The sequence below is a fragment of the Mesorhizobium sp. 131-2-1 genome, from assembly GCF_016756535.1.
GTDB lineage: Bacteria > Pseudomonadota > Alphaproteobacteria > Rhizobiales > Rhizobiaceae > Mesorhizobium.
Window position 1 is genome coordinate 1115116 of sequence record NZ_AP023247.1, and the last position, 21352, is coordinate 1136467.

Below are 21352 nucleotides of genomic sequence, written 5' to 3' on the forward strand. Positions count from 1 at the left end.
GAGGGTCGTCCCACCCGACAGGGTGGCGATCCGGTTGCAAGCGAAGACATCTATGACGCGCAGTTCGTCAAAGGTGTCTTCGACCGCTGTTCCGGCCATTACATTGCCTTCAGCTGGATATGCTCGTTCGGCTTCACCGAGCGCTGGCGCCGGCAATGCGTCGAGCTGATGCCTGCGCCCCAGACACCCCAGCCGAAGGGCTACGACCTGATGGCCGGCACCGGCGAAGTCTGGCCGCATCTGCTCAGGCGCTTCCCCGATATCGGCGCGATAACGGCTGTCGATATTTCGTCCGGCATGCACCGGCGCGCCGTGGAACGCCTGCATGCGCACCGCGCCCACAAGATCGCCTTCATCGAGGATGACGTGCTCGCCAGCGACTTGCCTGACGACAGTGCCGATTTCCTGGTCTCCACTTTCGGGTTGAAGACCTTCAACCGCGAGCAGCATGCGAAGCTCGCCAGGCTGGTCGCGCGCTGCCTCAAGCCCGGAGGCGTCTTTTGCATGATCGAAGCATCCGATCCAAAAGGCTGGTGGCTGAGGCCGCTTTATCTGTTCCACCTGAAGGTCGTGTTGCCGCTTGTCGAAAGGACGCTGCTCAAGGGGGCGCAGGATTTTTCGATGATCGGCACCTACTCGACCAATTTCGGCGACGCTTCCGCCGTGGCGGACATGCTGAGGGCCGAGAGGCTCGACGTCGAGTTCAAGCGCTTCTTCTTCGGCTGCGCAACAGCCGTCGCGGGCAGGAAGCCGGCCGCATTTGCACCGTCATGAAAAACATGCAGACATGGCGCCCGACGCGGGCGGAGCGGGTGCCGGGGGAATCATCATGGCGGTAGAGACTGTGCAGCGGGCGTCGGGGCGCGGCATCTGGGGCTGGATGTTCTTCGACTGGGCGGCGCAGCCTTTCTTCACCGTCGTCACCACCTTCATCTTCGGGCCCTATTTCGCCTCGCGCATGGTCAGCGATCCGGTGATGGGCCAGGCCGCCTGGGCTTGGGGCATCGCCGCCGCCGGCCTGGTCATCGCCGTGCTCTCGCCGATACTCGGCTCGATCGCCGACCAGACCGGGCCGCGCAAGCCGTGGATCGCGTTCTTCGCGGCGATCAAGATCACCAGTCTGTGCCTCCTGTGGCTTGCCGCCCCCGGCTCGAACGTCTTCCTGATCGTGCTCCTGTTCTCGCTGGCCTCGGTCGCGGCGGAGTTCTCAACCGTGTTCAACGATTCGATGATGCCGCGCCTGGTGCCGAAGAGCGAGATCGGCCGCGTCTCGAACATCGCCTGGGGCCTTGGTTATCTCGGCGGCATGATCGCGCTAATCTTTGTCATCCTGTTCATGGCCGGCAATCCGGAAACCGGCAAAACGATCATCGGCCTCGATCCGATCCTCGGGCTCGACCCGAAGCTCGGCGAGGATGCGCGCGCCACAGGACCGCTGTCGGCCGGCTGGTATTTCCTGTTCATCCTGCCGATGTTCTTCTTCACCCCCGATGCCGTCAAAGGCATCCCGATCGGACCGGCGGTGCGCCAGGGATTGTCCGAACTGAAGTCGACCCTGGCCGAGGCGCGCAAGCGCGTCGGCATCTTCCGCTTTCTCGTTGCCCGCATGATCTATCAGGACGGCGTCAACGCGCTGCTCACCCAAGGCGGCGTCTTCGCGGCGGCGATGTTCGGCTGGTCGATCACCGAGATCGGCATCTTCGGCATCATCCTCAACGTGGTCGCCATCTTCGGCTGCTGGATCGCCGCCCGCCTCGACACCGCGCTCGGATCCAAGGCGGTGGTGATGATCGCGCTGGTGATGCTGACGGTGGCCACCGCCGGCATCGTCTCGACGGGCCCGGGTTTCACGCTGCTCGGCCTGATCCAGCTTTCCACCGCCGATTCCGGCGGCTTGTTCGGCACCGCGGCCGAGAAGGCCTACATCCTCTACGGGCTGCTGATCGGGCTTGCCTTCGGGCCGGTGCAGGCCTCGTCGCGCTCCTACATGGCGCGCAGCGTCACCGCCGCCGAATCCGGCCGCTATTTCGGCATCTACGCCTTGTCGGGACGGGCGACGAGTTTCCTGGCGCCGTTCCTGCTGGCAACGATCAGCTGGGCCACCGATTCGGCCCGGCTCGGCATGGCGGTGATCATCCTGTTCCTCGGCATCGGCATAGCGATCCTGATCAGGACGCCCTATCCGGCGGACCAGCCGGTGGAGTGAACCTACCCTCCCCCTTGTGGGGAGGGTCGATCCGCGAAGCGGAGCGGGGTGGGGGTCAGCGCCGTCACCCCGCCCCGGTGCTCGCAAGCGAGCGCACCGACCCTCCCCATCGAGGGGAGGGTAAGGGCGCTCAATGCCTGAAATGCCTGACACCCGTGAACACCATGGCGATGCCGTGCGCGTCGGCGGCGGCAATCACCTCGTCGTCGCGCATCGAGCCGCCCGGCTGGATCACCGCCGTGGCGCCGGCTTCGATCGCCGACAGCAGGCCGTCGGCGAAGGGGAAGAAGGCGTCCGAGGCGACGACCGACCCCTTGGTCAAAGGCTCCGACAGGCCGGCGGCTTCCGCCGCGTCGAGCGCCTTGCGGGCGGCGATGCGCGAGGAATCGACACGGCTCATCTGGCCGGCGCCGATGCCGACGGTGGCGCCATCCCTGGCGTAGACGATGGCATTCGACTTGACGTGCTTGGCAACACGGAAGGCGAATTTGAGGTCGGCCATCTCGGCCGGCGTCGGCGCGCGCCTGGTCACCACCTTCAGCTCGAGATCGTCGACCACGGCATTGTCGCGGCCCTGGACGAGCAGGCCGCCGGCGACGGATTTCACCGTGGTGTCGGTGGCGCGCGGATCGGGCAGGCCGCCGGTGACCAAAAGGCGCAGGTTCTTCCTAGCGGCGACGATCGCCGCCGCCTCCGCCGACGCGTCGGGCGCGATGATGACCTCGGTGAAGGTCTTGACGATCTCCTCCGCCGCTTCGGCATCGAGTATCCGATTCATGGCGACGATGCCGCCGAAGGCCGAGACCGGATCGCAGGCCAGCGCCTTGGCATAGGCCGCCTTCAGCGAAGCGCCCTCGGCGACGCCGCACGGATTGGCGTGCTTGATGATGGCGATGGCCGCCGAGCGAGCCGGATCGAACTCGCCGACCAGCTCGAAGGCGGCGTCGGTGTCGTTGATGTTGTTGTAGGAGAGTTGCTTGCCCTGCAGCTGGCGCGCGGTAGCGACGCCCGGCCGCTTGTCGCCATTGAGGTAGAAGCCGGCGCCCTGATGCGGGTTCTCGCCATAGCGCATCACCTGATCCAGCCTGCCGCCAAAGGCGCGCCAGGTCGGATGCTCGATCTCCAGCGCCTCGGCGAACCAACCGGAGATCGCCGCGTCATAGCTGGCGGTGCGGGCAAAGGCCTTGGCCGCCAGCTTCTTGCGGAAATCCAGCGACAGCGAGCCGATGTTCATCTCCAGCGCGTTGAGCACCGAGGCATAGTCGCCGGGATCGGTGACGATGGCGACATAGGCGTGGTTCTTGGCCGAGGCGCGGATCATCGCCGGTCCGCCAATGTCGATGTTCTCGACGATCGAGGCGTAGCCGGCGCCGGAGCGGCGCACTTCCTCGAACGGATAGAGGTTGGAGACGACGAGGTCGATCGGCTCGATATGATGGTCGCGCATCGCCTTCGAATGCTCGGGATCGTCTCGCACGCCGAGCAGCGCGCCGTGGATCGAGGGATGCAGCGTCTTGACGCGGCCGTCCATGATCTCGGGAAAGCCGGTCAACTCGGAGACGTCGCGCACGGCGAGGCCGGCCTCGGCGATCGCTTTGGCGGTGCCACCGGTCGAGACGAGCTCGACGCCGGCGGCAGCGAGCGCTTTGGCGAAGTCGATCAGCCCGGTCTTGTCGAAGACGGACAGCAGCGCGCGGCGCACGGGAACGAGGTCGGGCGCGGGAATGTTCTTGGCGGCGACGGCCATGGGCTGGCGGCCTTTCAAGGCTCGATTGGAAGAAGCCCGCGCCGTAGCACATGAGATCAGGAAATCAAGCGTCGCGCGGTTGGCATCACACGCTGTTGCACGCCGTCAGTTGTTTTCCGGATAGCCGGCGATGGTCGTGCGCGTCACTTGCCAGTGGACTTCCGATATCTCCGAGGCCTTGAAGGCAAGCACGATCTGCCGGCTGCGGCGAGGCCCGCCGAGCCCGGCGAAATAGATCGATTCCTCCACCTCGGGCACGATTTCGGTGCAGGTGAACACCCAGGTGTCGCCCTGGTCGGCGGTGAGCACCAGGCGGTCATGCTCGTCCTGCAGCAGGCTGATATCGGGGTGGACATGGAAGCGCACGGCGACGAAGTCGCGGCCATTGTTGCGGATCGCGGCCCCGCCGGGGCGCAGGAAGCGGTCCCGGCCCGTCAGAACATTGCCGTTGCTCGACAGTTTCATTTCGCGCTCGTGCAGGAAGCCGAAGCGTTGGGCATAGCCGTCATGGCGGGCGAGGAAACCCTGGCTGCCCTTCTGGTCGGTGCGTTTGCAGGGCACATGCTGCGGGCCGCCGATCAGCGGCGAGCCGAGCAGGTCGTTGACGCGCAGCGAATGGCTGAAGCGCGCCGAGGAGGTGTCGTTGACAGTGGCGGTCGAATGGGCGGCGGTGGCGCGGGCCAGCGGCCGGAACTCGGCGGCGCCATAGGTGTCGATGCCGGCATTGACGATATAGTGCTGACGACCGGAGGACATCTCGAAGGCGAGGCAGCCGGCGTGGGCGGCGTTGGAGACGTCGACGGGCGGCGGCAGGCCGGTGTCGGCGATGACGGTGACGCCGCCCATCGACAGGCGCTCATAGCCGGAATGCGGCGCGTGCAGCAGCGGCGCGCCGACGGTGTCGTCATGGCGCAGGATGGTGGCGATGCGGTCGTGGATGGTCGCGCCCATGCCGTTGAAGCGGGCGAGGCTGCCGTCCTGGTGGCGGAAGAAGCGCAGCGCCGGCAGCATGCGGTCGATGGCGCCCATCAAGGCCGGCGGCGGCGTCTCGGCCTGGTTGGCATAGGTCTGGCGCAGCGGCAGGAGGTCGGCGAGCAACTCCAGAACCGTCATCGGGTTGCGCGAGATGTGGCCGCCGTCGGGAAGAATCTGGCGGTCGAGCTCCGCGGCGAGATTGCGGGTGGCGCCGCGCAACGCCGATGCCGGCGCCGGCAGCGACAGAGCGGCGAAGGCGAGCGCGATACGGGCGCGCAGCCTGTCCTTGCCGTCGGGCATCGCTCGCGCCATCGAGCGCAGATAACGGATCTGCACGGCAAGCGATTTGAGAAAGGCGCGATAGAAGGGAAATTCGGCCCCCTGCAGCACGACGGAGGAATGCTGCAGCCATGCGATCACGCGCTTGGCCGTGGTGCCGGGCTCCCAGGCGATGCCGGAAATCTGGTTGCCATGCATGGCGATCCAGTCGGAGACCAGCGCGCGGGCATTGGCGGCGGCGAGCTCGGTGCCGGCGGCGCGCATATGGCGCAGCCAGCGAAAGCCATGCAGCGTCTTTTGCCAGCCGCGATTGGGCACGTCGATCTGGAAGGGCGATTTGCCGCCGGTCTCGACCAGATGTCCCGACAGCGGATAGCGGCCGTAGTAGATTTCGAGCGCGATCTGCGGGTCGGCGAGCCTGAGGTCCGGCGGCGCGATCAGGACGCGTTCGGGCGTGCGGCCAGAATAGCGCCAGCGATAGACCGGCCCGGCGCGCAAACGCCGGCGGGTCTTACGCCAGAACTCCTTCGCAACAAGCGTCCATAGCCGCGTCGTGCTGCCGGCAGCGATTGCCAAAACCCCTCCTGATCGTCCCTACCCAAGCACAAGCTTATATGATTCAAGAACTTATGCGAAGGCGGATTTCGCGGGAGTGAGCGCGATCACTCAATCGGAACGCGATCCTCCCTAAAAAAATCGGCAAGTTTTACGAAAACCAACGCCAAAGCGCGTCGTGTCGAAACGGAATCAGCGATACGCTTTGCGCCCTTTGCCCCCATTCATGTCGGTTTCCCAAAACCCCCGCGCAGGCTTTGGCGACATGCGCTAGCCGGCGCGTCGCAAGCGGGCGGCGAAGAAGCCGTCGAGGCCGGACAATCCTGGCGATTCGTGCGGCAGATCGGCCGGCGTGGTGCGCAGCGTGCCCTCGGCCGTCAGGAACGGATCGATGCCGGCGATCTCGCCGGGGCGGACCGGATCGTCGGCAACATCGGCCGTCTCGGCAAGGAAGGCGCGATAGAGTTCCTCGCCTTCGAGCGGGTCGAGCGAGCAGTTGGAAAAGACAATGCGGCCGCCGGGCCTGACCAGGTCGACGGCGCGGGCGAGCAGCCTGCGCTGCAGCGCGGCGAGCTTTTCGACATCGGCCATCGTCTTGGTCCACGGCACGTCGGGATGCCGCCGCACCGTGCCGGTCGAGGAGCAGGGCGCGTCGAGCAGAACGGCATCGAACAGCTCAGCCGGCCGGTAGTCGAGCAGGTCCGTCTGCACGAGCTCAGCTGTAAGGCCGAGGCGAGCGAGATTTTGCGCCAGCCGCGCCAGCCGGTTCTTCGAGGTATCGACGGCGGTGACGCGCGCGCCGGCAAGGATGAGCTGCGCCGTCTTGCCGCCGGGGGCGGCGCAGAGGTCGGCGACGCGCAGGCCCTTGATGTCGCCGAACAGGCGGGCGGGCAGGCTGGCGGCCGCATCCTGCACCCACCAGGCGCCCTCGGCGAAACCGGGCAGCTCGATGACGGGCGCGGCCAGTCTTTCCACCCGCACCGTGCCGGTCGGCAAGACGATGCCGCCCAGCCGCTCGGCCCAGAGCGCCGAATCGGACTTGACCGTAAAATCGACGGGCGCCTCGTGGCGATGGGCGGCGAGAATCGCTGCCGCCTTGTCGGCGCCGTAGGCGGCCTTCAGCCGGCCGGAAAACCATGCCGGCGCTTCCTCGGTGGCGGCCAGCGCCGGGGCAAGCTCGGCGTCCTTGGCGCGCGCCAGCGTGCGCAGCACTCCGTTGACGAGGCCGGAAAAGCGCAGCGTGCGCGGATCGGACTTGGCGTGGGTCACGGCAAGGTCGACGGCGGCGCTGTCGGGAATGTCGAGGAACAGGATCTGCGCCGCCGCCATATGCAAAATATGCGACAGCGCGGTCGCGTTCTGCGGCAGCGGCTTTTCCAGCCGCCGCGCCAGCAGCCCGGTGATCGTCATGCGGTGGCGCAGCGCGGTGACCAGTATGGCGCGCACCAGCGCGCGGTCGCGCATGTCGAGCGCCCTGTATTGCGGGTGGCCGTTCTCGTGATCGGTCAGGCCGTCGAGCGGCGTGCGGGCGTCGATGACGGCGGCAAGCAGCCGCGCCGCCGCCTTGCGCGCCGCGAGGCCGGCGACCGCGTCGCCGTCCGCGCTCTTCTCATGATCGCCTGGGGTGCGCTGCCGGCGTTTGGCGCCGCTCACGACCACGGACCCTTGGGGCCGGTCGGATTGCGGCCCCACGGATTGGGTCTCGGCCGCGCCGGTTCGGCCGGCGGCGCGGGCGATGCCGCCCGATCCCAAGGACCCGCCGGGCGCTGCTCGTCCGCCTGTTGCGCTTCCGGAGCCTGGCGCGGAGCCGTTTGCGATCGGCCGCCCATCTCGCGCGCCATTTCCTGCAGGGCGGCGATGCGGTTGTCGGTGTTCGGATGGGTGGAGAACAGACTGTCCATACGCTCGCCATGCAGCGGATTGATGATGAAGAGATGCGCGGTCGCCGGGTTGCGCTCGGCATCCGGGTTGCGGATGCGTTCGGCTCCGCGGGCGATCTTGTCAAGGGCCGATGCCAGCCACAGCGGGTTTCCGCAGATTTCGGCGCCGCGCCGGTCGGCCTCGTATTCACGGGTGCGGCTCACCGCCATCTGCACGATCATGGCGGCGAAGGGCGCGACCAGCATCGCCACCAGCACGCCGACGAAGCCGAACGGGTTGTTGTTGTCGCGGTTGCCGCCGAAGAAGAAGGCGAAGTTGCCCAGCATCGAGATGGCGCCGGCCAGCGTCGCGACGATGGTCATGGTCAGCGTGTCGCGATGCTGGATGTGGGCAAGCTCGTGCGCCATCACCGCCGCCACTTCCTCATGCGACAGGCGTTCCAGCAGTCCGGTCGACGCGGCCACCGCGGCATTCTCGGGATTGCGGCCGGTGGCGAAGGCGTTGGGTTGCGGATTGTCGATCAGATAGGTCTTCGGCATCGGCAGGCCGGCCTGCTTGGCCAGCGCCTGGACGATGGCGTAGAACTCGGGCGCGTTCTTCTCGTCGACCTCGACGGCGCGGTTCATCGACAGCACCATCTTGTCGGCATTCCAGTAGCTGAATAGATTCATGCCGGCGGCAAACAGCAGCGCGATCATCATGCCGCCGGTGCCGCCGATCAGGAAGCCGACGCCCATGAACAGCGCCGTCATCGCGGCAAGAAGCATGGCGGTACGAAGGGTGTTCATCGTCTAGATCCGTCCGTAATGGCGAAAGGGGTCGATCCTTGCGAGTTCATGGCTATATGATGGGAGACACCCGCCCCCGTTTCAATGCGCCCGGACCAATCGCATGACCGACCAGACCAGCAAAGCCGATGCCGCCCCGGCCAGCGACGCACCGCAAAGGGCACTGACGCCGGCGGCCAGCCGGGCGCTGGCGGAAGCCGAGGCAAGGCGCAAGGCGTATCGCGAAAAGGAAGCCGCGCTGCCGAAGGAAATCGGCGGCCGTGGCGGCAAGGAACCCGGCCGCTATGGCGACTGGGAGGTGAAGGGCCTGACCACCGATTTCTAAAGGGCGCGCGAGGCGGGCCTGACCTGAATCTCAACCCACCTAGGCCGCGTCGCGCTGCGGCTCGAGGAAGATCCAGCCGGTATCGTCGACAGCAATGCCGAGCGCGTCGTAGGAGGCGATGCTGACGTGCGGCGTCGCGATCGGATGCGTGTGCGTGGCGCTGATCACCATCAACGAAGCGCCCGCCGCTTCCGCCGCAGCGATGCCGGCCGGCGCATCCTCGAAGATGAGGCAATCATGCGCCTCGAAGCCGAGACGCCTGGCCGCGAGCTGGAAGCAATCGGGCGCCGGCTTGCCGCGGGTCACGTCCTCGGCCGCGACGATCACGGCGGGGACGGGGATGCCGGCCGCCTTCATGCGCAGCAGCGCCAGTTCACGTGGCGCAGAGGTGGCGATCGCCCAGCGCTCAGGCGGCAGCGACTTGAGAAACGCCACCGCGCCGGCGATCGGCACGATGCCTTCGAGATCATCCGCCTCCGCCTTCAGCAGCGCGTCGGCTTCGAGCACGGGATCGACGCCGGGAAGCATCAGCTCGCCGATGGTCTCGATGGCACGCTTGCCATGAATCGTCGGCAGGAAGGTCGCGACGTCGAGGCCCTGGCGCTGCGCCCAATCGGTCCACACCCTTTCGGCCGCGGCGATGGAATTGATCACCGTGCCGTCCATATCGAACAGGAAGGCCGCGAATTTTCTGCCTGCAAACATCTGAAATCCTGGGGAACGTTTCGGGGAGGGCGAAGCGTGATTGCACCGTAGCGTCGCCGGCGCCGCATGGGAAGGCGCGAGACGGTCTTTTCGGGTGCCGGGAGGAACAACGGACCCTTTGCCGCGTTGAACAGGCTGCCATCCAAGAATGTCGAAGGGGGAACCGCGATGCTGATCAGGCTCGGCTATGAAATCGCTATCGAATGTGTCGCGGCCACGCCGATCATCTCGCTGCTCGAAATCCATAGGGAGCGCCAAGCCGACATCAAGCGGCAGACCCGCGTGCTGACCTCGCCTTCGGTGCCGACCAGGGTCTACCAAGACCGCCACGGCAACGGCTGCCGGCGGTTTACTGCCCCGGCAGGCGGTTTTCGCATCCTCTACGACGCGGTCATCGAGGATAGCGGCGAGCCGGACGAGGTCAACACCCTGGCCAGGGAAACCCCGGTGGCGGAACTGCCCGACGACGTGCTGGTCTATCTTCTCGGCAGCCGCTACTGCGAGACCGACCATCTCAGCGAACTTGCCTGGCGACGGTTCGGCCATTTGCCGCCGGGCTGGGCGCGGGCGCAGGCGATCGTCGACTACGTCCACAGCCGGCTGTCCTTCGGCTACGGCTATGCGCGCGCCACCCGCACGGCGGCCCAGGCGCATGAGGAGCGCGTCGGCGTCTGCCGCGACTTCGCGCATCTGGCGATCGCGCTCTGCCGTTGCATGAACATCCCCGCTCGCTACGTGAACGGTTATCTCGGCGACATCGGCGTGCCCGTCGATCCGGCGCCGATGGATTTCTCGGCCTGGCTTGAAGTGTTCCTCGACGGCAAATGGTACACGTTCGATCCCCGCCACAATATCCCCAGGATCGGCCGCGTCGTCATCGCGCGCGGCCGCGACGCCACCGACGTGCCGCTGCTGCACAGTTTCGGCCAGCATCAGCTCAAGCTGTTCAAGGTCTGGACCTATGAGCAGGAGCGCAATCTGTTCAGCCCGCCCCATCACAGCGTCGACAGGACGGTCAACGCGCAGATGCTGGCATAGGCCCTGCGGCCGCCGGATTACAGCCAAGACATAGAGCCGGATCATGATCCGCTTCGGCACAGCGCCCCTGTGCCGGACTGGGATCGCGGTTGGCGGCTCGGCCGGTCGAAGACGGATCATGGTAAGCACTTCCTAAACGCCGAGGCCGCCACAGCTTTTCGTTTACCGGCCGTTCACCCTGTCTCGCTCCTAAGTTAAGCAAAAACAATGACTTGACCAGAAAACACCGGTTTCATTCGGCAGGGTGCCCCAACCCGGCCGGAATCCTGCACCGCATCCGTCAGTCGGCTTCGAGGCCGATGGCGAATGGAGGCGGAAGATGCGGCGTTTTGCAGGTCTTGTTCAGGGAGCGGGCGGCTTTGCCAGGGATCACGGCGGAAATTTCGCCATCCTGTTCGGCGCCGCCGCATCGGTGCTGGCGCTCGGTGTCGGCTTCGGCGTCAACATCGCCCAGATCTACAATGCCAAATCGGGCCTGCAGGGCGTGGTCGACGCGGCCGTCACCTCGACGGCGCGGGATATCACTACCGGCGTCATCAAGGAAGCCGATGCCAACAAGTCGGTGCAGGCCTTCCTCGACGCCAACAGTGAGGCCGGCATCCTGCAGGCAGACCAGATCGTCCTCGACAAATTGACGGTCGACAAGACGGCAAAGACCGTCCGAGTGGACGCGCATGTCGATGTCGCCTTCTACTTCCCGCTGTTCAGCATGGGCGACAGCAAGCGCGTTGCCGTCTCCACCACCGCGCTTTATTCCGACAAGACCATCGAGGTGGCGATGATGCTCGACGTCACCGGATCGATGGCCCCCGACAAGCGCGCCAAGACCAACAAGATCGGCGACCTGCAGGTCGCCGCTTCGGATGCGGTCAAGGATCTGCTCGGTCAAAACCGCGACCCCAGCAATCCGCGTGTGCGGGTGTCGATCGTCCCTTATGCCGAGGCCGTCAACACGGGCGGCCTGGCCGGCACCGTGTTCGTCGAGACAAAGACCGGGCCGAAGGTTCCGCCGCCGATCGACGCGCCTGTATCGGCGTCGGCGACGTCGGCGCCGGACAAATGCGCGACCGAGCGCAAGGACAAGGACGGCTATGCCGACTATTCGTCCGACGGACCCTACACGCTGCGCCTCGACAACAAGGGCAAGACCTACCAGGCCAAGGTCAACCGCGACTATCGCATGAAAGTGTGTCCCTCGGCGGCCCTCGTTCCGCTGACGGCCGATGAAGCCAAGCTGCTCACCGCCATTGATGATTTCAGCGCCGCGGGCGTCACGGCCGGCGGGATCGCCGCGCAGTGGGGCTACTACATGCTGTCCCCGGCGTGGCGCTCGGCGATTGCCGACGCTGGCCTCGGCGCCGGTCCCGCCAATTTCGACACCAGGAAGGTCGCCAAGATCGCCATCCTGATGACAGACGGCCAGTTCAACACCGCTTTCGCCGGCGGGCGTGGCGCACCCAAATCACAGGACGCGGGTCAGATGTCGCGCGGCAACGCCGAAAGCATCTGCGCCAACATGAAGCGCGACGGCATCGAGATCTTCACTATCGGCTTCGATCTCAACGACCCGTCGATGACGGCGACGGAGCGGGACCAGGCAAAGACCCTGCTCAAGGATTGCTCCACGGCGGATACATCGTCGCTCAAGCACTATTATGAGGCGGCGAACGGTCCGGAGCTGTCAGACGCCTTCGGCAAGATCACCGAGAATATCGAGAAGCTCACGATCAATCGCTGAGCCGTTCCGGCGAGCGCGTACGCAGCTCGACAAAAGGAAAAGGCCGCCGCTTCTTGACGAAGCCGGCGGCCTTCCGTGTTTCCGTCCATGGCGCGGTCCCTGGCGGTGATGCCATCGCATCGCCTGCCGCGCTTCTCGCGCCTTAACGGGAAGACTGCTTCCCGAAAGTGCAATCCGCTGAGGCCACGTTCTGGAAAACGAAATCACTCGACATCGGATCACCTCCTTTCGATCTGTTGAACACACCTTCATGATGGGGTGCGTTGCAGCAAAAGACAAGGGGCAGGCTAAAACGGCGCGTTGACCTGTTGCTAAACGAAGCGCATCGGCGCGCCGATTTCGATCCGCGCCGGCTGGTCGACGGTGCAGTAGACGCCGAGATTGTGGGCGTTGTGGCGCACCAGGTTGCGCAGGATGCCGGGGTCGTTGTCAAAGCCGTCCTGGGCGATGATGGTGAAGCCGCAGCGCCGGCACGGCTCCGAAACGGTCAGCAACAGGTCGCCGATCGCAAGCTTGCGGCCGATCCATTCGGTTTCGGGAAACGAACCTTCGACCGGCTCGATGTCGACGACGATGTTGGGACGGAAGCGGCGGGGGTCGGCCGCCCCTTCCGGATGCAGCGTCTTGAGCCGGGCGAGCGAGGCGGTGGTCAGGAGATGGATCGGCGTCTTGACGTAGCGTTCCGCGGTCAACGGGCCGGCATAATCCGGCGCCGCATCTTCCTGGTGGAATGGCCGGATCGAAGCCCCGAAACCGAGAAAGGCGGAGATGGCGCGGTCGCTTTCGGCGCCGGGCGCCGCCAGCCAGCCGCCGCCGGGAACGGCGACTTCCAGTTCGCGGGCGTTCGAAAGCCGGGTGCGGATCAGCGGCACCTTGTGCCATTTCGCCTCCCGGTCGGGCCGGGCGATCTCGTCGTTTTCGGCATCGACCAGGCCGAACAGGCGATCGCCGTCGACGGTCCGGCTCCCAACCTCGATCGCGTCCTGGCGCTCGCCGGCGAGCGAGCTCGCCGGATAGCGCCAGAGCTGGCTGACCTTGCCCAGTGCCGCCGCGTCGGCCATCAGCTCCTCTTGTTTTGCCGGTTGGCGACCAGGTCGTCGACGACGGCCGGGTCGGCCAGCGTCGAGGTGTCGCCGAGCGCGCCGAAATCGTCCTCGGCGATCTTGCGCAGGATGCGGCGCATGATCTTGCCCGAACGGGTCTTGGGCAGGCCCGGCGCGAACTGGATCTTGTCGGGCGTGGCGATGGCGCCGATCTCCTTGCGGACATGGTCGACAAGCTCCTTGCGCAGCCCGTCGCTCGCAGCCGCGCCGGCCATCAGCGTGACATAGCAGTAGATGCCCTGGCCCTTGATGTCGTGCGGGTAACCGACGACTGCGGCCTCGGAAACCTTGTCGTGGCTGACGAGCGCGGATTCGACTTCGGCCGTGCCCATGCGGTGGCCGGAGACGTTGATGACGTCGTCGACGCGGCCGGTGATCCAGTAGTACCCGTCTTCGTCACGGCGGCAGCCGTCGCCGGTGAAGTACTTGCCCTTGTAGGTGGAAAAATAGGTCTGCACGAAACGATCGTGATCGCCATAGACGGTGCGCATCTGGCCGGGCCAGGAATCGGTGATGCAGAGATTGCCGTCGGCGGCACCGTCGATGATCTTGCCGTCCCCGTCGACCAGCTGCGGCTTGACGCCGAAGAACGGCCGCGTCGCCGATCCTGCCTTGAGGTTGGTGGCGCCGGGCAGCGGCGTGATCAGGATGCCGCCGGTCTCGGTCTGCCACCAGGTGTCGACGATCGGCACCTTGCCGTTGCCGACGACGTTGAAATACCACTCCCAGGCTTCCGGATTGATCGGCTCGCCGACCGAGCCCAGCACGCGCAGCGACTTGCGCGAGGTCTTCGTCACATGGGCATCGCCGGCGCCCATCAGGGCGCGCAGCGCCGTCGGCGCGGTGTAGAAGATGTTGACCTTGTGCTTGTCGATGACGTCCCAGAAGCGCGATTGCGAGGGGTAGTTCGGCACGCCCTCGAACATCAGCGTGGTGGCGCCGTTGGCGAGCGGCCCGTAGACGATGTAGCTGTGGCCGGTCACCCAGCCGACATCTGCGGTGCACCAGTAGATGTCGCCGTCATGGTAGTCGAAGACATATTGGTGGGTCATCGAGGCGTAGACGAGATAGCCGGCGGTGGTGTGCAGCACGCCCTTCGGCTTGCCGGTCGAGCCGGAGGTGTAGAGGATGAACAGCGGATCCTCCGCCTTCATCTTCTCCGGCTTGCAATCAGGTTTCACCGAAGCGACTTCGTCATGGTACCAGACGTCGCGCCCCGGCGCCCAGCCGACCTTGCCGCCGGTGCGGCGCACGACGACGACCTTGTTGACCATCACGAAATTCTTGGCGGCGATATCGATCGCCTTGTCGGTGTTCTCCTTCAGCGGAATGGTCTTGCCGCCGCGCAGGCCTTCATCGGCGGTGATGACGAAGGTCGATTCGCAGTCCACGATGCGCCCGGCCAGCGCGTCGGGCGAAAAGCCGCCGAAGACGATCGAATGGATGGCGCCGATGCGCGTGCAGGCGAGCATCGCGTAGGCCGCTTCGGGGATCATCGGCATGTAGATGGTGACGCGGTCGCCCTTCTTGACGCCGTGCTTCTTCATCACATTGGCGAGCCGGCAGACATGCTCGTAAAGCTCGTTGTAGGTGATCTTCTTGTCATCGTAAGGATTGTCGCCTTCCCAGATGATGGCGGTCTGGTTGCCGCGTTTCTTCAGATGCCGGTCGATGCAGTTGTACGAGACGTTGGTCAGTCCGTCCTCGAACCATTTGATCGAGACCTTGCCGTTGAAGGAGGTGTTCTTGACCTTGGTGAAGGGCTTGAACCAGTCGATGCGCTTGCCGTGCTTGCCCCAGAACTTGTCCGGTGACGTCACACTGTCGGCGTACCATTTGAGATAGGTGTCGTTGTCGATCAGCGCGTTCTTCTTCCACGCCGGCTGGACGCGGTGGACATGAACCTCGGACATTTCTTCACTTCCTCCCCAAACCATCGCCGGCTTGACCATCGGCGAGATCGCGGCGACGCGGCCGCGAATTCGGGCGCATTATTAACAGTTCCGGGGTGACGGCAATATTAGACGTTGGATTCGCGCGGCGGGATGACGCAGGGGCATTGCAGCGTGCTGTCAGCACTCGCGGCTCATCGCTGCTAACCGCATGTTTTGGCGAAGGAAAAGGCCGATACGATCAGAAAATATCAATAGACAGTTAAGCAACTGAGCGCAGAATCACACATGGGAGGAAAGGAGATCGACGCAGGGGGCTGCAATGCATGACCATACCGAAATGGACCTGATGCTCAGGGGATATGGCCTGACCACGGCCAAGATTCTCTATCACTTCCCTGACCACCCGCATTTGCTGCAGAGCTACATCTGGCAGGACTACGACATCGCGCCGAAGTTCCCGGTGCTGATCCGTTTCATCGAGTTCTGGAAGACCAAGCTCGACGGGCCGCTGCATTCGGTCGTCTATACGCACCAGAAGCTGATCGCGCCGAACGAGTGGCGCAAGGTGGATGGGGAGTTCGTGCTGCACTAGGGCTGGGGCGCGGAGGTTCTGTGGGATCGCATGCTTTGGCGATTGGTGGAGACGCGTCCATCGCTTCGTCATCCTCGGGCTTGACCCGAGGATCCATGCCGTGACTTCGCGGCGTGGCAGCGGTGCAGAATTCTGCTCCGCTGTACTCGACGGCCAAGGTCACGGAATGGATCCCAGGGTCTCCGCGACGGAGCTTCGCTCCTGCTTCGCCCAGGGATGACGAAGTACGAGAGGCTTCGGCTAACCTCGAACGACAGCGCTATCACACCGCCGGCGGGTTGAGCCGGGCGAAACCTTCCTGTCGCCGATAGGGGAAATAGGGGTAAGGCGCGGTCACCTCGCTTGCCCTGTCGAGCTTTCTCACCTGCTCCGGCGTCAGCGTCCAACCGACGGCGCCGAGGTTCTGGCGCAGTTGTTCTTCGTTGCGGGCGCCGATGATGACGGAGGAAACTGTCGGCCGCCGCAAGAGCCAGTTGATGGCGATCTGCGGCACGGTCTTGCCGGTTTCCTGCGCAATCGCGTCGAGCGCCTCGACGACACGGTAGAGGTGCTCGTCCTCGACCGGCGGACCGAAGCTCGCCGTGTCGTGCAGCCGGCTCTTCTCGGGCAAAGGCTGGCCGCGGCGGATCTTGCCGGTCAGCCGGCCCCAACCGAGCGGGCTCCACACCAGCGCGCCGACGCCCTGGTCGAGGCCGAGCGGCATCAGCTCCCATTCATAGTCGCGGCCGAGCAACGAATAGTAAACCTGATGCGCGACGTAGCGCGGATAGCCGTGCCTGTCGGCGAGGCCGAGCGACTTCATCACCTGCCAGCCGGAAAAATTGGAGACGCCGACATAACGAAGCTTGCCGGCGCGCACGAGGTCGTCCAGCGTCGACAACACCTCCTCGATCGGCGTGCCAGCATCGAAAGCATGCAGTTGCAGAAGGTCGATGTAGTCGGTGCCGAGACGCCTGAGCGCGTCCTCAACCGCCCCGATCAGCCGCGAGCGCGAGGACCCGTAATCGGCCGGCCCATCGCCCATCGGCAGCGAGGTCTTGGTCGAGATCAGCACGGCATCTCGGCGGCCCTTGATCGCCGCGCCCAACACCTCTTCCGAAGCGCCGTTCGAATAGACATCGGCGGTGTCGAAGAGATTGACGCCGGCTTCGAGGCAGATGTCGACCAGCCGGCGCGCCTCTTGCGCATCGCTGTTGCCCCAGGCGCCGAACAGCGGGCCGGAGCCGCCAAAGGTTCCGGCGCCGAAGGAAAGCGCCGGGACCTTCAGGCCCGATGCGCCAAGATGTCGATAGTCCATCTTTTTTCTCCTGTGATGTCGAAGGGGAGTCATCAGTCTTTTACGTGCGAGCGGGCGCCGGCTCGCCGAGCGGCGGATGGCGATCGAGGCGCAGCGCCAGTGTGGCCACGGCGAGCGCCGAAAGCGGCAGTAGGGCGGCGACCCAGGTGACGGCGCCAAGGCCGGGGCCGTGCGCGATCACCACGCCGCCCAGCCAGGCGCCGGCGGCGTTGCCGAGGTTGAAGGCGGCGATGTTGAAGGAGGAAGCGAGGCTCTGCCCGGCGCCTTCGGCCTTTTCCAGCACCCACATCTGCAGCGGCGCCACGGTGGCGAAGGCCGCGGCGCCGAGCAGGCCGACGAAGACGACGGCGGCTATCTTGTCGTGCAGCGCGAAGGTCATCAGGCCAAGCACCAGCGCCAAGACGACGAGGCTGCCGAGCACCGACGGCACCAGCCAGCGGTCGGCGGCCCTGCCGCCGATGAGGTTGCCGGCGATGAGGCCGCCGCCGAACACGAGCAGGATCGGCGACACCGCCGCTTCCGGAAAACCGCTGATCCCGGTCAGCATGGGAGCGATATAGGTGAAGACGGCAAAGACACCGGCATAGCCAAGCACCGTGGTGGCAAAGCCGAGCAGGACAGGTGCGCGGCCGAGCACGGCGAGATCGGCGCGCAGATCGCTCTTCTGCGGCTCCGCCTGGCCGCGCGGCACCAACAGCAGGATGACCGCGAAGGCAGCGATGCCAACCAGCGTCACCGCCCAGAAGGTGGCGCGCCAGCCGAAGGCCTGGCCGAGCCAGGTGCCGAAGGGCACGCCGAGGATGTTGGCTATGGTGAGCCCGGTGAACATCAGCGCGATCGCCGAGGCCCTCCTGTTGGGCGCGACCAGACCGGTCGCCACCACCGAGCCGACGCCGAAGAAGGTGCCGTGGGCAAAGGCGGTGAGCACGCGGGCGCCCATCAGCGTCCAGTAGTCGGGAGCGAGCGCACAGGCGAGGTTGCCGAGGGTGAAGATCGCCATCAGCGCCAGAAGCACGGTCTTGCGCCGCCAGCGGCCGGTGGCGATGGTGAGCAGCGGCGCGCCGATGACGACGCCCAGCGCATAGCCGGAAATCAGCTGGCCGGCCGCCGAGATCGAGACGCCGAGGTCGCCGCTGACCTCGAGCAACAGGCCCATGATGACGAATTCGGTGACGCCGATGCCAAAGGCGCCGGCAGCGAGAGCATAAAGAGCAAGAGGCATGGCGATCGTCCCGTGGTGGAGCAGGGATTTCCCGCGTCCCGGTCCGGAAGATTGTGTCGCGGTGGCCTGTGAACCAGCCTTGCCTGTGGCATATTAATTGTGAAATAGATTCACGAATGGCGAGACCAGAGGCAAATCGCTCCGGCGAGATCGAAGTGTTCGTCCGCGTCGTGGAAGCGGGCAGTTTTTCTGCGGCGGCGCGGGCGCTGCGCATGACGCCGTCGGCGGTGAGCAAGCTGATCGCGCGGCTGGAGGCGCGGCTCGGCGCCCGCCTCGTCAGCCGCTCGACACGCAAGTTGCAGCTCACCCCGGAAGGCGTCGCCTTCCACGACAGCGGCGTGCGCATCCTGGCCGACATGGCGGCAGCCGAGCGAGAGGCGGCGACGGGTGCGGCGCCACGCGGCCTGCTCAGGATCAACTCCTATGTGCCGTTCGGCCAGCACCGGCTGATCCCGCTCCTGCCGCGCTTCCTCGAGCGCTATCCGGAGATCTCGGTCGACGTCGTCTTGACCGACCATATCATCGACCTGATGGAGGAACGCGCCGATGTCGCCATCCGCGCCGGACCGCTCGGCGAATCCAGACTGGTGGCGCGCAAGCTCGGGCGAAGCGGCGTGGTGGTGGTCGCCGCCCCTTCCTACCTCGACGCGCACGGCACGCCACGTACGCCCGCCGATCTCGACCACCACAACCGCATGGGCTTCCGCTTCGCGCGCCATATCGACGGCTGGCCGTTTGCCGACAAAACCGGCCGCGCCACCGTCGTCCCGGTGACGGGCAATGCGCTGGTCAGCGATGGCGAGGCGATGCGGCTGATGGCGCTCTCCGGCGTGGGCATCGCCAGGCTGGCGCGCTGGCATGTCGAGCCGGATATCGCCGCCCGACGGCTGGTTCCGTTGCTGGAGGATTTCAATCCCGGCGACGAGGAGTTGACGCATGCCGTCTATGTCGGCCAGGGCAAGCATCTGCCGGCGCGGGTGCGGGCCTTCCTCGACTTCCTGGTCGAGACGGTAAGGCTCTGAGCGAGCAAGCCACGCGCCCGAAGGACGCGCGGCTGCTCGTGCGGATTGCTGAGGACTACGTCTTCGCCACGAACGGTGCCGGGCGTCGGTTTGCCGCTTGCCGATCCAGCATCCAGCCGGGGTATTCGGCGGGCAGTGCGCTCACCTCATCGAGCTTGGCCAGATCGTCGGCGTCGAGCTTCAGCTCGGTCGCCGCGAGGTTCTGTTCGAGCTGATCCATGCGGCTGGCGCCGATGAGGACGCTCATCACGAAGGGTTTTGCCAGCACATAGCCGAGCGCGACGGTGGCGACGCTGATATCGTGCTTCCTGGCGATCTCACGCATCAAGGCCACCGCGGCCCAGGCGCGGTCCTCGTTGACCGGCGGGAAGTTGAGGGAGGCGCGACGGCCTTCGCCATTGCCGGGCGCGCCCGGTCCGTATTTGCCGGACAGCAGCCCGCCCGCCATCGGCGACCAGACCATCAGGCCGAGCTTTTCCTCGTTGAGGAGCGGCACGATCTCGCGCTCGAGATCGCGGCTGGCGATCGAATAGTAGGACTGCACGGTCTCGAAGCGGGCGAAGCCCTTGCGCTCGGCAATGCCCAGCGCCTTGGCGATGCGCCAAGCCTGCCAGTTGGAAACGCCGACATAGCGCACCTTGCCGCTGGATACGAGATCGTCGAGCGCCCGCAGGGTCTCGTCGATCGGGCTCGCCGCATCGGTGCCGTGCAGCAGGTAGAGATCGATATGGTCGAGCTGCAGCCGCTCGAGGCTGGCGTCGACCGAATCCATGATGTGGCCGCGCGAGGAGCCGCGCTCGTTCGGACCGCTGCCCATGGCGCCATGCACCTTGGTGGCGATGACCACGTCCGACCGTTTGACGCCGAGATCCCTGAGCGATTGGCCGAGCAGTTTTTCGGACTCGCCGAAGGAGTAGACATCGGCCGTGTCGAAGAAATTGACGCCGCCCGCGATCGAGCGGCCGACGATCTCGTTGACCCCCTTCTGGTCGAGGCTGGCGATCAGGCCCCATAGGGCGTTCTCGCCGGCGGCGCCGAAAGTCATGGTGCCGAGGCAAAGTTCGGAGACGAACATCCCGGTGTTGCCAAGTTGATTGTAGCGCATGGTGGATTTCCCGAAGTGTGTTGAATGACACAACGGATATAGAAACGGACCGTTTCGTTTCAAGCACTGGCGCAACTGCACCAGAGAATTTGGCCCAAGGGTGTTGGCTTACCGGCTGCCGAAGATCGCAGAGCCGACCCTGACGCTGGTCGCGCCGAAGGCGATGGCCGTCTCGTAGTCGCCGGACATGCCCATCGACAGCTTTGCGACGCCGGCCTCCTCCCCGAGCTTTTCCAGCAGCGCAAAATGCGGGCCGGGGTTCTCGTCGGCCGGCGGAATGCACATCAGCCCTTCTATGGCGAGGCCGTGGATCTCGCGGCATCGCTCGACGAAGGCGACCGCCTCGCGCGGCTCGATGCCGGCCTTTTGCGGCTCCGAGCCGGTGTTGACCTGAACATAGAGCCTTGGCGTCCGACCCTGTCTCGCCATCTCCTTGGCGAGCTCGGCGGCGATTTTCTCGCGGTCGACGGTCTCGACGACGTCGAACAGCGCGACCGCTTCCTTGGCCTTGTTGGACTGCAGCGGGCCGATCAGATGCAATTCGATGCCGGGAAATTGATCCTTCAGCGCCGGCCATTTGCCCTGCGCTTCCTGCACGCGGTTTTCGCCGAAGACGCGTTGGCCGGCCTCTATGACCGGGCTGATCGCCGGGGCATCGAAGGTCTTCGACACCGCCACCAGCGTGACCGCGCCCTGATCGCGGCCGGCCTCGCGCTCGGCGGCTGCAATCCGCGCCCTGACGGCAAAAAGCTGTTCGACAGCGTTCGTCATGCCTATATCCAGCCTATAGTTTCAGCCTTCGCCGGGTCGCCGCAGTTGACGGGTCCGGCAATCCATGGTGAACACCGCGACGACATTTTCCTGAGCCGCCGGGCATTG

General features: G+C 65.6%; 18 protein-coding genes. 7 read left to right on the forward strand and 11 right to left on the reverse strand.

The window, feature by feature from the left end; genetic code table 11:
• Window positions 1-48: 48 nt before the first annotated feature.
• Together JG743_RS05450 and JG743_RS05455 are read left to right on the forward strand one after the other, a co-directional pair.
• Window positions 49-774, forward strand: a complete 726-nt coding sequence (locus tag JG743_RS05450; RefSeq protein WP_244673171.1) for a class I SAM-dependent methyltransferase — start codon at window positions 49-51, stop codon at window positions 772-774.
• A gap of 55 nt (window positions 775-829) precedes the next feature.
• Entirely contained in the window at window positions 830-2206 is a 1377-nt protein-coding gene (locus JG743_RS05455) for an MFS transporter (RefSeq protein ID WP_202298813.1), read from the forward strand.
• Between the two features lie 130 nt (window positions 2207-2336).
• Here JG743_RS05455 and purH read toward each other — a convergent pair whose 3' ends face one another.
• From purH to htpX, 4 genes are all read right to left on the reverse strand, one after another.
• Entirely contained in the window at window positions 2337-3953 is a 1617-nt protein-coding gene (purH, locus tag JG743_RS05460) for a bifunctional phosphoribosylaminoimidazolecarboxamide formyltransferase/IMP cyclohydrolase (RefSeq protein ID WP_202298814.1), read from the reverse strand.
• A gap of 105 nt (window positions 3954-4058) precedes the next feature.
• Entirely contained in the window at window positions 4059-5783 is a 1725-nt protein-coding gene (locus tag JG743_RS05465; RefSeq protein WP_202298815.1) for a heparinase II/III family protein, read from the reverse strand.
• Between the two features lie 249 nt (window positions 5784-6032).
• Entirely contained in the window at window positions 6033-7421 is a 1389-nt protein-coding gene (locus JG743_RS05470) for an RsmB/NOP family class I SAM-dependent RNA methyltransferase (RefSeq protein ID WP_202298816.1), read from the reverse strand.
• Window positions 7412-8431 carry a zinc metalloprotease HtpX gene (gene htpX / locus JG743_RS05475; RefSeq protein ID WP_202298817.1) on the reverse strand — a complete coding sequence of 340 codons (1020 nt, stop codon included), beginning with the start codon at window positions 8429-8431 and terminating at the stop codon, window positions 7412-7414. The genes JG743_RS05470 and htpX overlap by 10 nt, the downstream gene beginning before the upstream one ends.
• A 103-nt stretch (window positions 8432-8534) precedes the next feature.
• On the opposite strand from htpX, the gene JG743_RS05480 reads away from it, so the two are divergent.
• On the forward strand, window positions 8535-8756 hold the full coding sequence (locus tag JG743_RS05480; RefSeq protein WP_202298818.1) for a DUF1674 domain-containing protein: 222 nt from the start codon (window positions 8535-8537) through the stop codon (window positions 8754-8756).
• 39 nt (window positions 8757-8795) lie between these two features.
• Here the strand turns inward: JG743_RS05480 and JG743_RS05485 are convergent, their stop codons facing one another.
• Window positions 8796-9461, reverse strand: coding sequence for an HAD-IA family hydrolase (locus tag JG743_RS05485; protein WP_202298819.1), 666 nt, complete (start codon window positions 9459-9461; stop codon window positions 8796-8798).
• A 168-nt stretch (window positions 9462-9629) separates the two neighbouring features.
• On the opposite strand from JG743_RS05485, the gene JG743_RS05490 reads away from it, so the two are divergent.
• Both JG743_RS05490 and JG743_RS05495 read left to right on the forward strand, forming a co-directional pair.
• Window positions 9630-10499 (forward strand): transglutaminase-like domain-containing protein, encoded by an 870-nt coding sequence (locus JG743_RS05490; RefSeq protein WP_202298820.1) that lies wholly within the window; start codon window positions 9630-9632, stop codon window positions 10497-10499.
• Between the two features lie 319 nt (window positions 10500-10818).
• The gene (locus JG743_RS05495) at window positions 10819-12237 is read left to right on the forward strand and encodes a pilus assembly protein TadG-related protein (RefSeq protein ID WP_202298821.1); all 1419 of its coding nucleotides are present in this window, start codon (window positions 10819-10821) and stop codon (window positions 12235-12237) included.
• Window positions 12238-12548: 311 nt separating this feature from the next.
• Here JG743_RS05495 and JG743_RS05500 read toward each other — a convergent pair whose 3' ends face one another.
• Window positions 12549-13298: an MOSC domain-containing protein gene (locus JG743_RS05500; protein WP_202298822.1), complete on the reverse strand. Its 750-nt coding sequence runs from the start codon at window positions 13296-13298 to the stop codon at window positions 12549-12551.
• On the reverse strand, window positions 13298-15253 hold the full coding sequence (acs, locus tag JG743_RS05505) for an acetate--CoA ligase (protein ID WP_202298823.1): 1956 nt from the start codon (window positions 15251-15253) through the stop codon (window positions 13298-13300). Before acs ends, JG743_RS05500 begins: the two co-directional genes overlap by 1 nt.
• A gap of 301 nt (window positions 15254-15554) precedes the next feature.
• On the opposite strand from acs, the gene JG743_RS05510 reads away from it, so the two are divergent.
• Window positions 15555-15827 (forward strand): usg protein, encoded by a 273-nt coding sequence (locus JG743_RS05510; protein ID WP_202298824.1) that lies wholly within the window; start codon window positions 15555-15557, stop codon window positions 15825-15827.
• Window positions 15828-16089: 262 nt separating this feature from the next.
• On the opposite strand, the gene JG743_RS05515 is transcribed toward JG743_RS05510, so the two are convergent.
• Together JG743_RS05515 and JG743_RS05520 are read right to left on the reverse strand one after the other, a co-directional pair.
• Complete coding sequence (locus JG743_RS05515; RefSeq protein ID WP_202298825.1) at window positions 16090-17124, reverse strand: aldo/keto reductase; 1035 nt, start codon at window positions 17122-17124, stop codon at window positions 16090-16092.
• A 40-nt stretch (window positions 17125-17164) separates the two neighbouring features.
• Entirely contained in the window at window positions 17165-18346 is a 1182-nt protein-coding gene (locus tag JG743_RS05520; protein WP_202298826.1) for an MFS transporter, read from the reverse strand.
• Between the two features lie 116 nt (window positions 18347-18462).
• On the opposite strand from JG743_RS05520, the gene JG743_RS05525 reads away from it, so the two are divergent.
• Window positions 18463-19368 carry a LysR family transcriptional regulator gene (locus JG743_RS05525; protein ID WP_202298827.1) on the forward strand — a complete coding sequence of 302 codons (906 nt, stop codon included), beginning with the start codon at window positions 18463-18465 and terminating at the stop codon, window positions 19366-19368.
• A 55-nt stretch (window positions 19369-19423) separates the two neighbouring features.
• On the opposite strand, the gene JG743_RS05530 is transcribed toward JG743_RS05525, so the two are convergent.
• Window positions 19424-20473: an aldo/keto reductase gene (locus tag JG743_RS05530; RefSeq protein WP_202298828.1), complete on the reverse strand. Its 1050-nt coding sequence runs from the start codon at window positions 20471-20473 to the stop codon at window positions 19424-19426.
• Between the two features lie 108 nt (window positions 20474-20581).
• A complete protein-coding gene (locus JG743_RS05535; protein ID WP_202298829.1) occupies window positions 20582-21244 on the reverse strand; it encodes a YggS family pyridoxal phosphate-dependent enzyme in 663 nt (220 codons plus the stop codon).
• Between the last annotated feature and the right edge of the window lie 108 nt (window positions 21245-21352).

Bases quoted from the DNA above. Each gene is read 5' to 3' on its own strand.
- JG743_RS05495 (WP_202298821.1), top strand. From the start codon at position 10,819: ATGCGGCGTTTTGCAGGTCTTGTTCAGGGAGCGGGCGGCTTTGCCAGG.
- JG743_RS05525 (WP_202298827.1), top strand. From the start codon at position 18,463: ATGGCGAGACCAGAGGCAAATCGCTCCGGCGAGATCGAAGTGTTCGTC.
- JG743_RS05510 (WP_202298824.1), top strand. From the start codon at position 15,555: ATGCATGACCATACCGAAATGGACCTGATGCTCAGGGGATATGGCCTG.
- purH (WP_202298814.1), bottom strand. From the start codon at position 3,953: ATGGCCGTCGCCGCCAAGAACATTCCCGCGCCCGACCTCGTTCCCGTG.
- JG743_RS05485 (WP_202298819.1), bottom strand. From the start codon at position 9,461: ATGTTTGCAGGCAGAAAATTCGCGGCCTTCCTGTTCGATATGGACGGC.
- JG743_RS05515 (WP_202298825.1), bottom strand. From the start codon at position 17,124: ATGGACTATCGACATCTTGGCGCATCGGGCCTGAAGGTCCCGGCGCTT.
- JG743_RS05480 (WP_202298818.1), top strand. From the start codon at position 8,535: ATGACCGACCAGACCAGCAAAGCCGATGCCGCCCCGGCCAGCGACGCA.
- JG743_RS05455 (WP_202298813.1), top strand. From the start codon at position 830: ATGGCGGTAGAGACTGTGCAGCGGGCGTCGGGGCGCGGCATCTGGGGC.
- JG743_RS05500 (WP_202298822.1), bottom strand. From the start codon at position 13,298: ATGGCCGACGCGGCGGCACTGGGCAAGGTCAGCCAGCTCTGGCGCTAT.
- htpX (WP_202298817.1), bottom strand. From the start codon at position 8,431: ATGAACACCCTTCGTACCGCCATGCTTCTTGCCGCGATGACGGCGCTG.
- JG743_RS05535 (WP_202298829.1), bottom strand. From the start codon at position 21,244: ATGACGAACGCTGTCGAACAGCTTTTTGCCGTCAGGGCGCGGATTGCA.
- JG743_RS05520 (WP_202298826.1), bottom strand. From the start codon at position 18,346: ATGCCTCTTGCTCTTTATGCTCTCGCTGCCGGCGCCTTTGGCATCGGC.
- acs (WP_202298823.1), bottom strand. From the start codon at position 15,253: ATGTCCGAGGTTCATGTCCACCGCGTCCAGCCGGCGTGGAAGAAGAAC.
- JG743_RS05490 (WP_202298820.1), top strand. From the start codon at position 9,630: ATGCTGATCAGGCTCGGCTATGAAATCGCTATCGAATGTGTCGCGGCC.
- JG743_RS05530 (WP_202298828.1), bottom strand. From the start codon at position 20,473: ATGCGCTACAATCAACTTGGCAACACCGGGATGTTCGTCTCCGAACTT.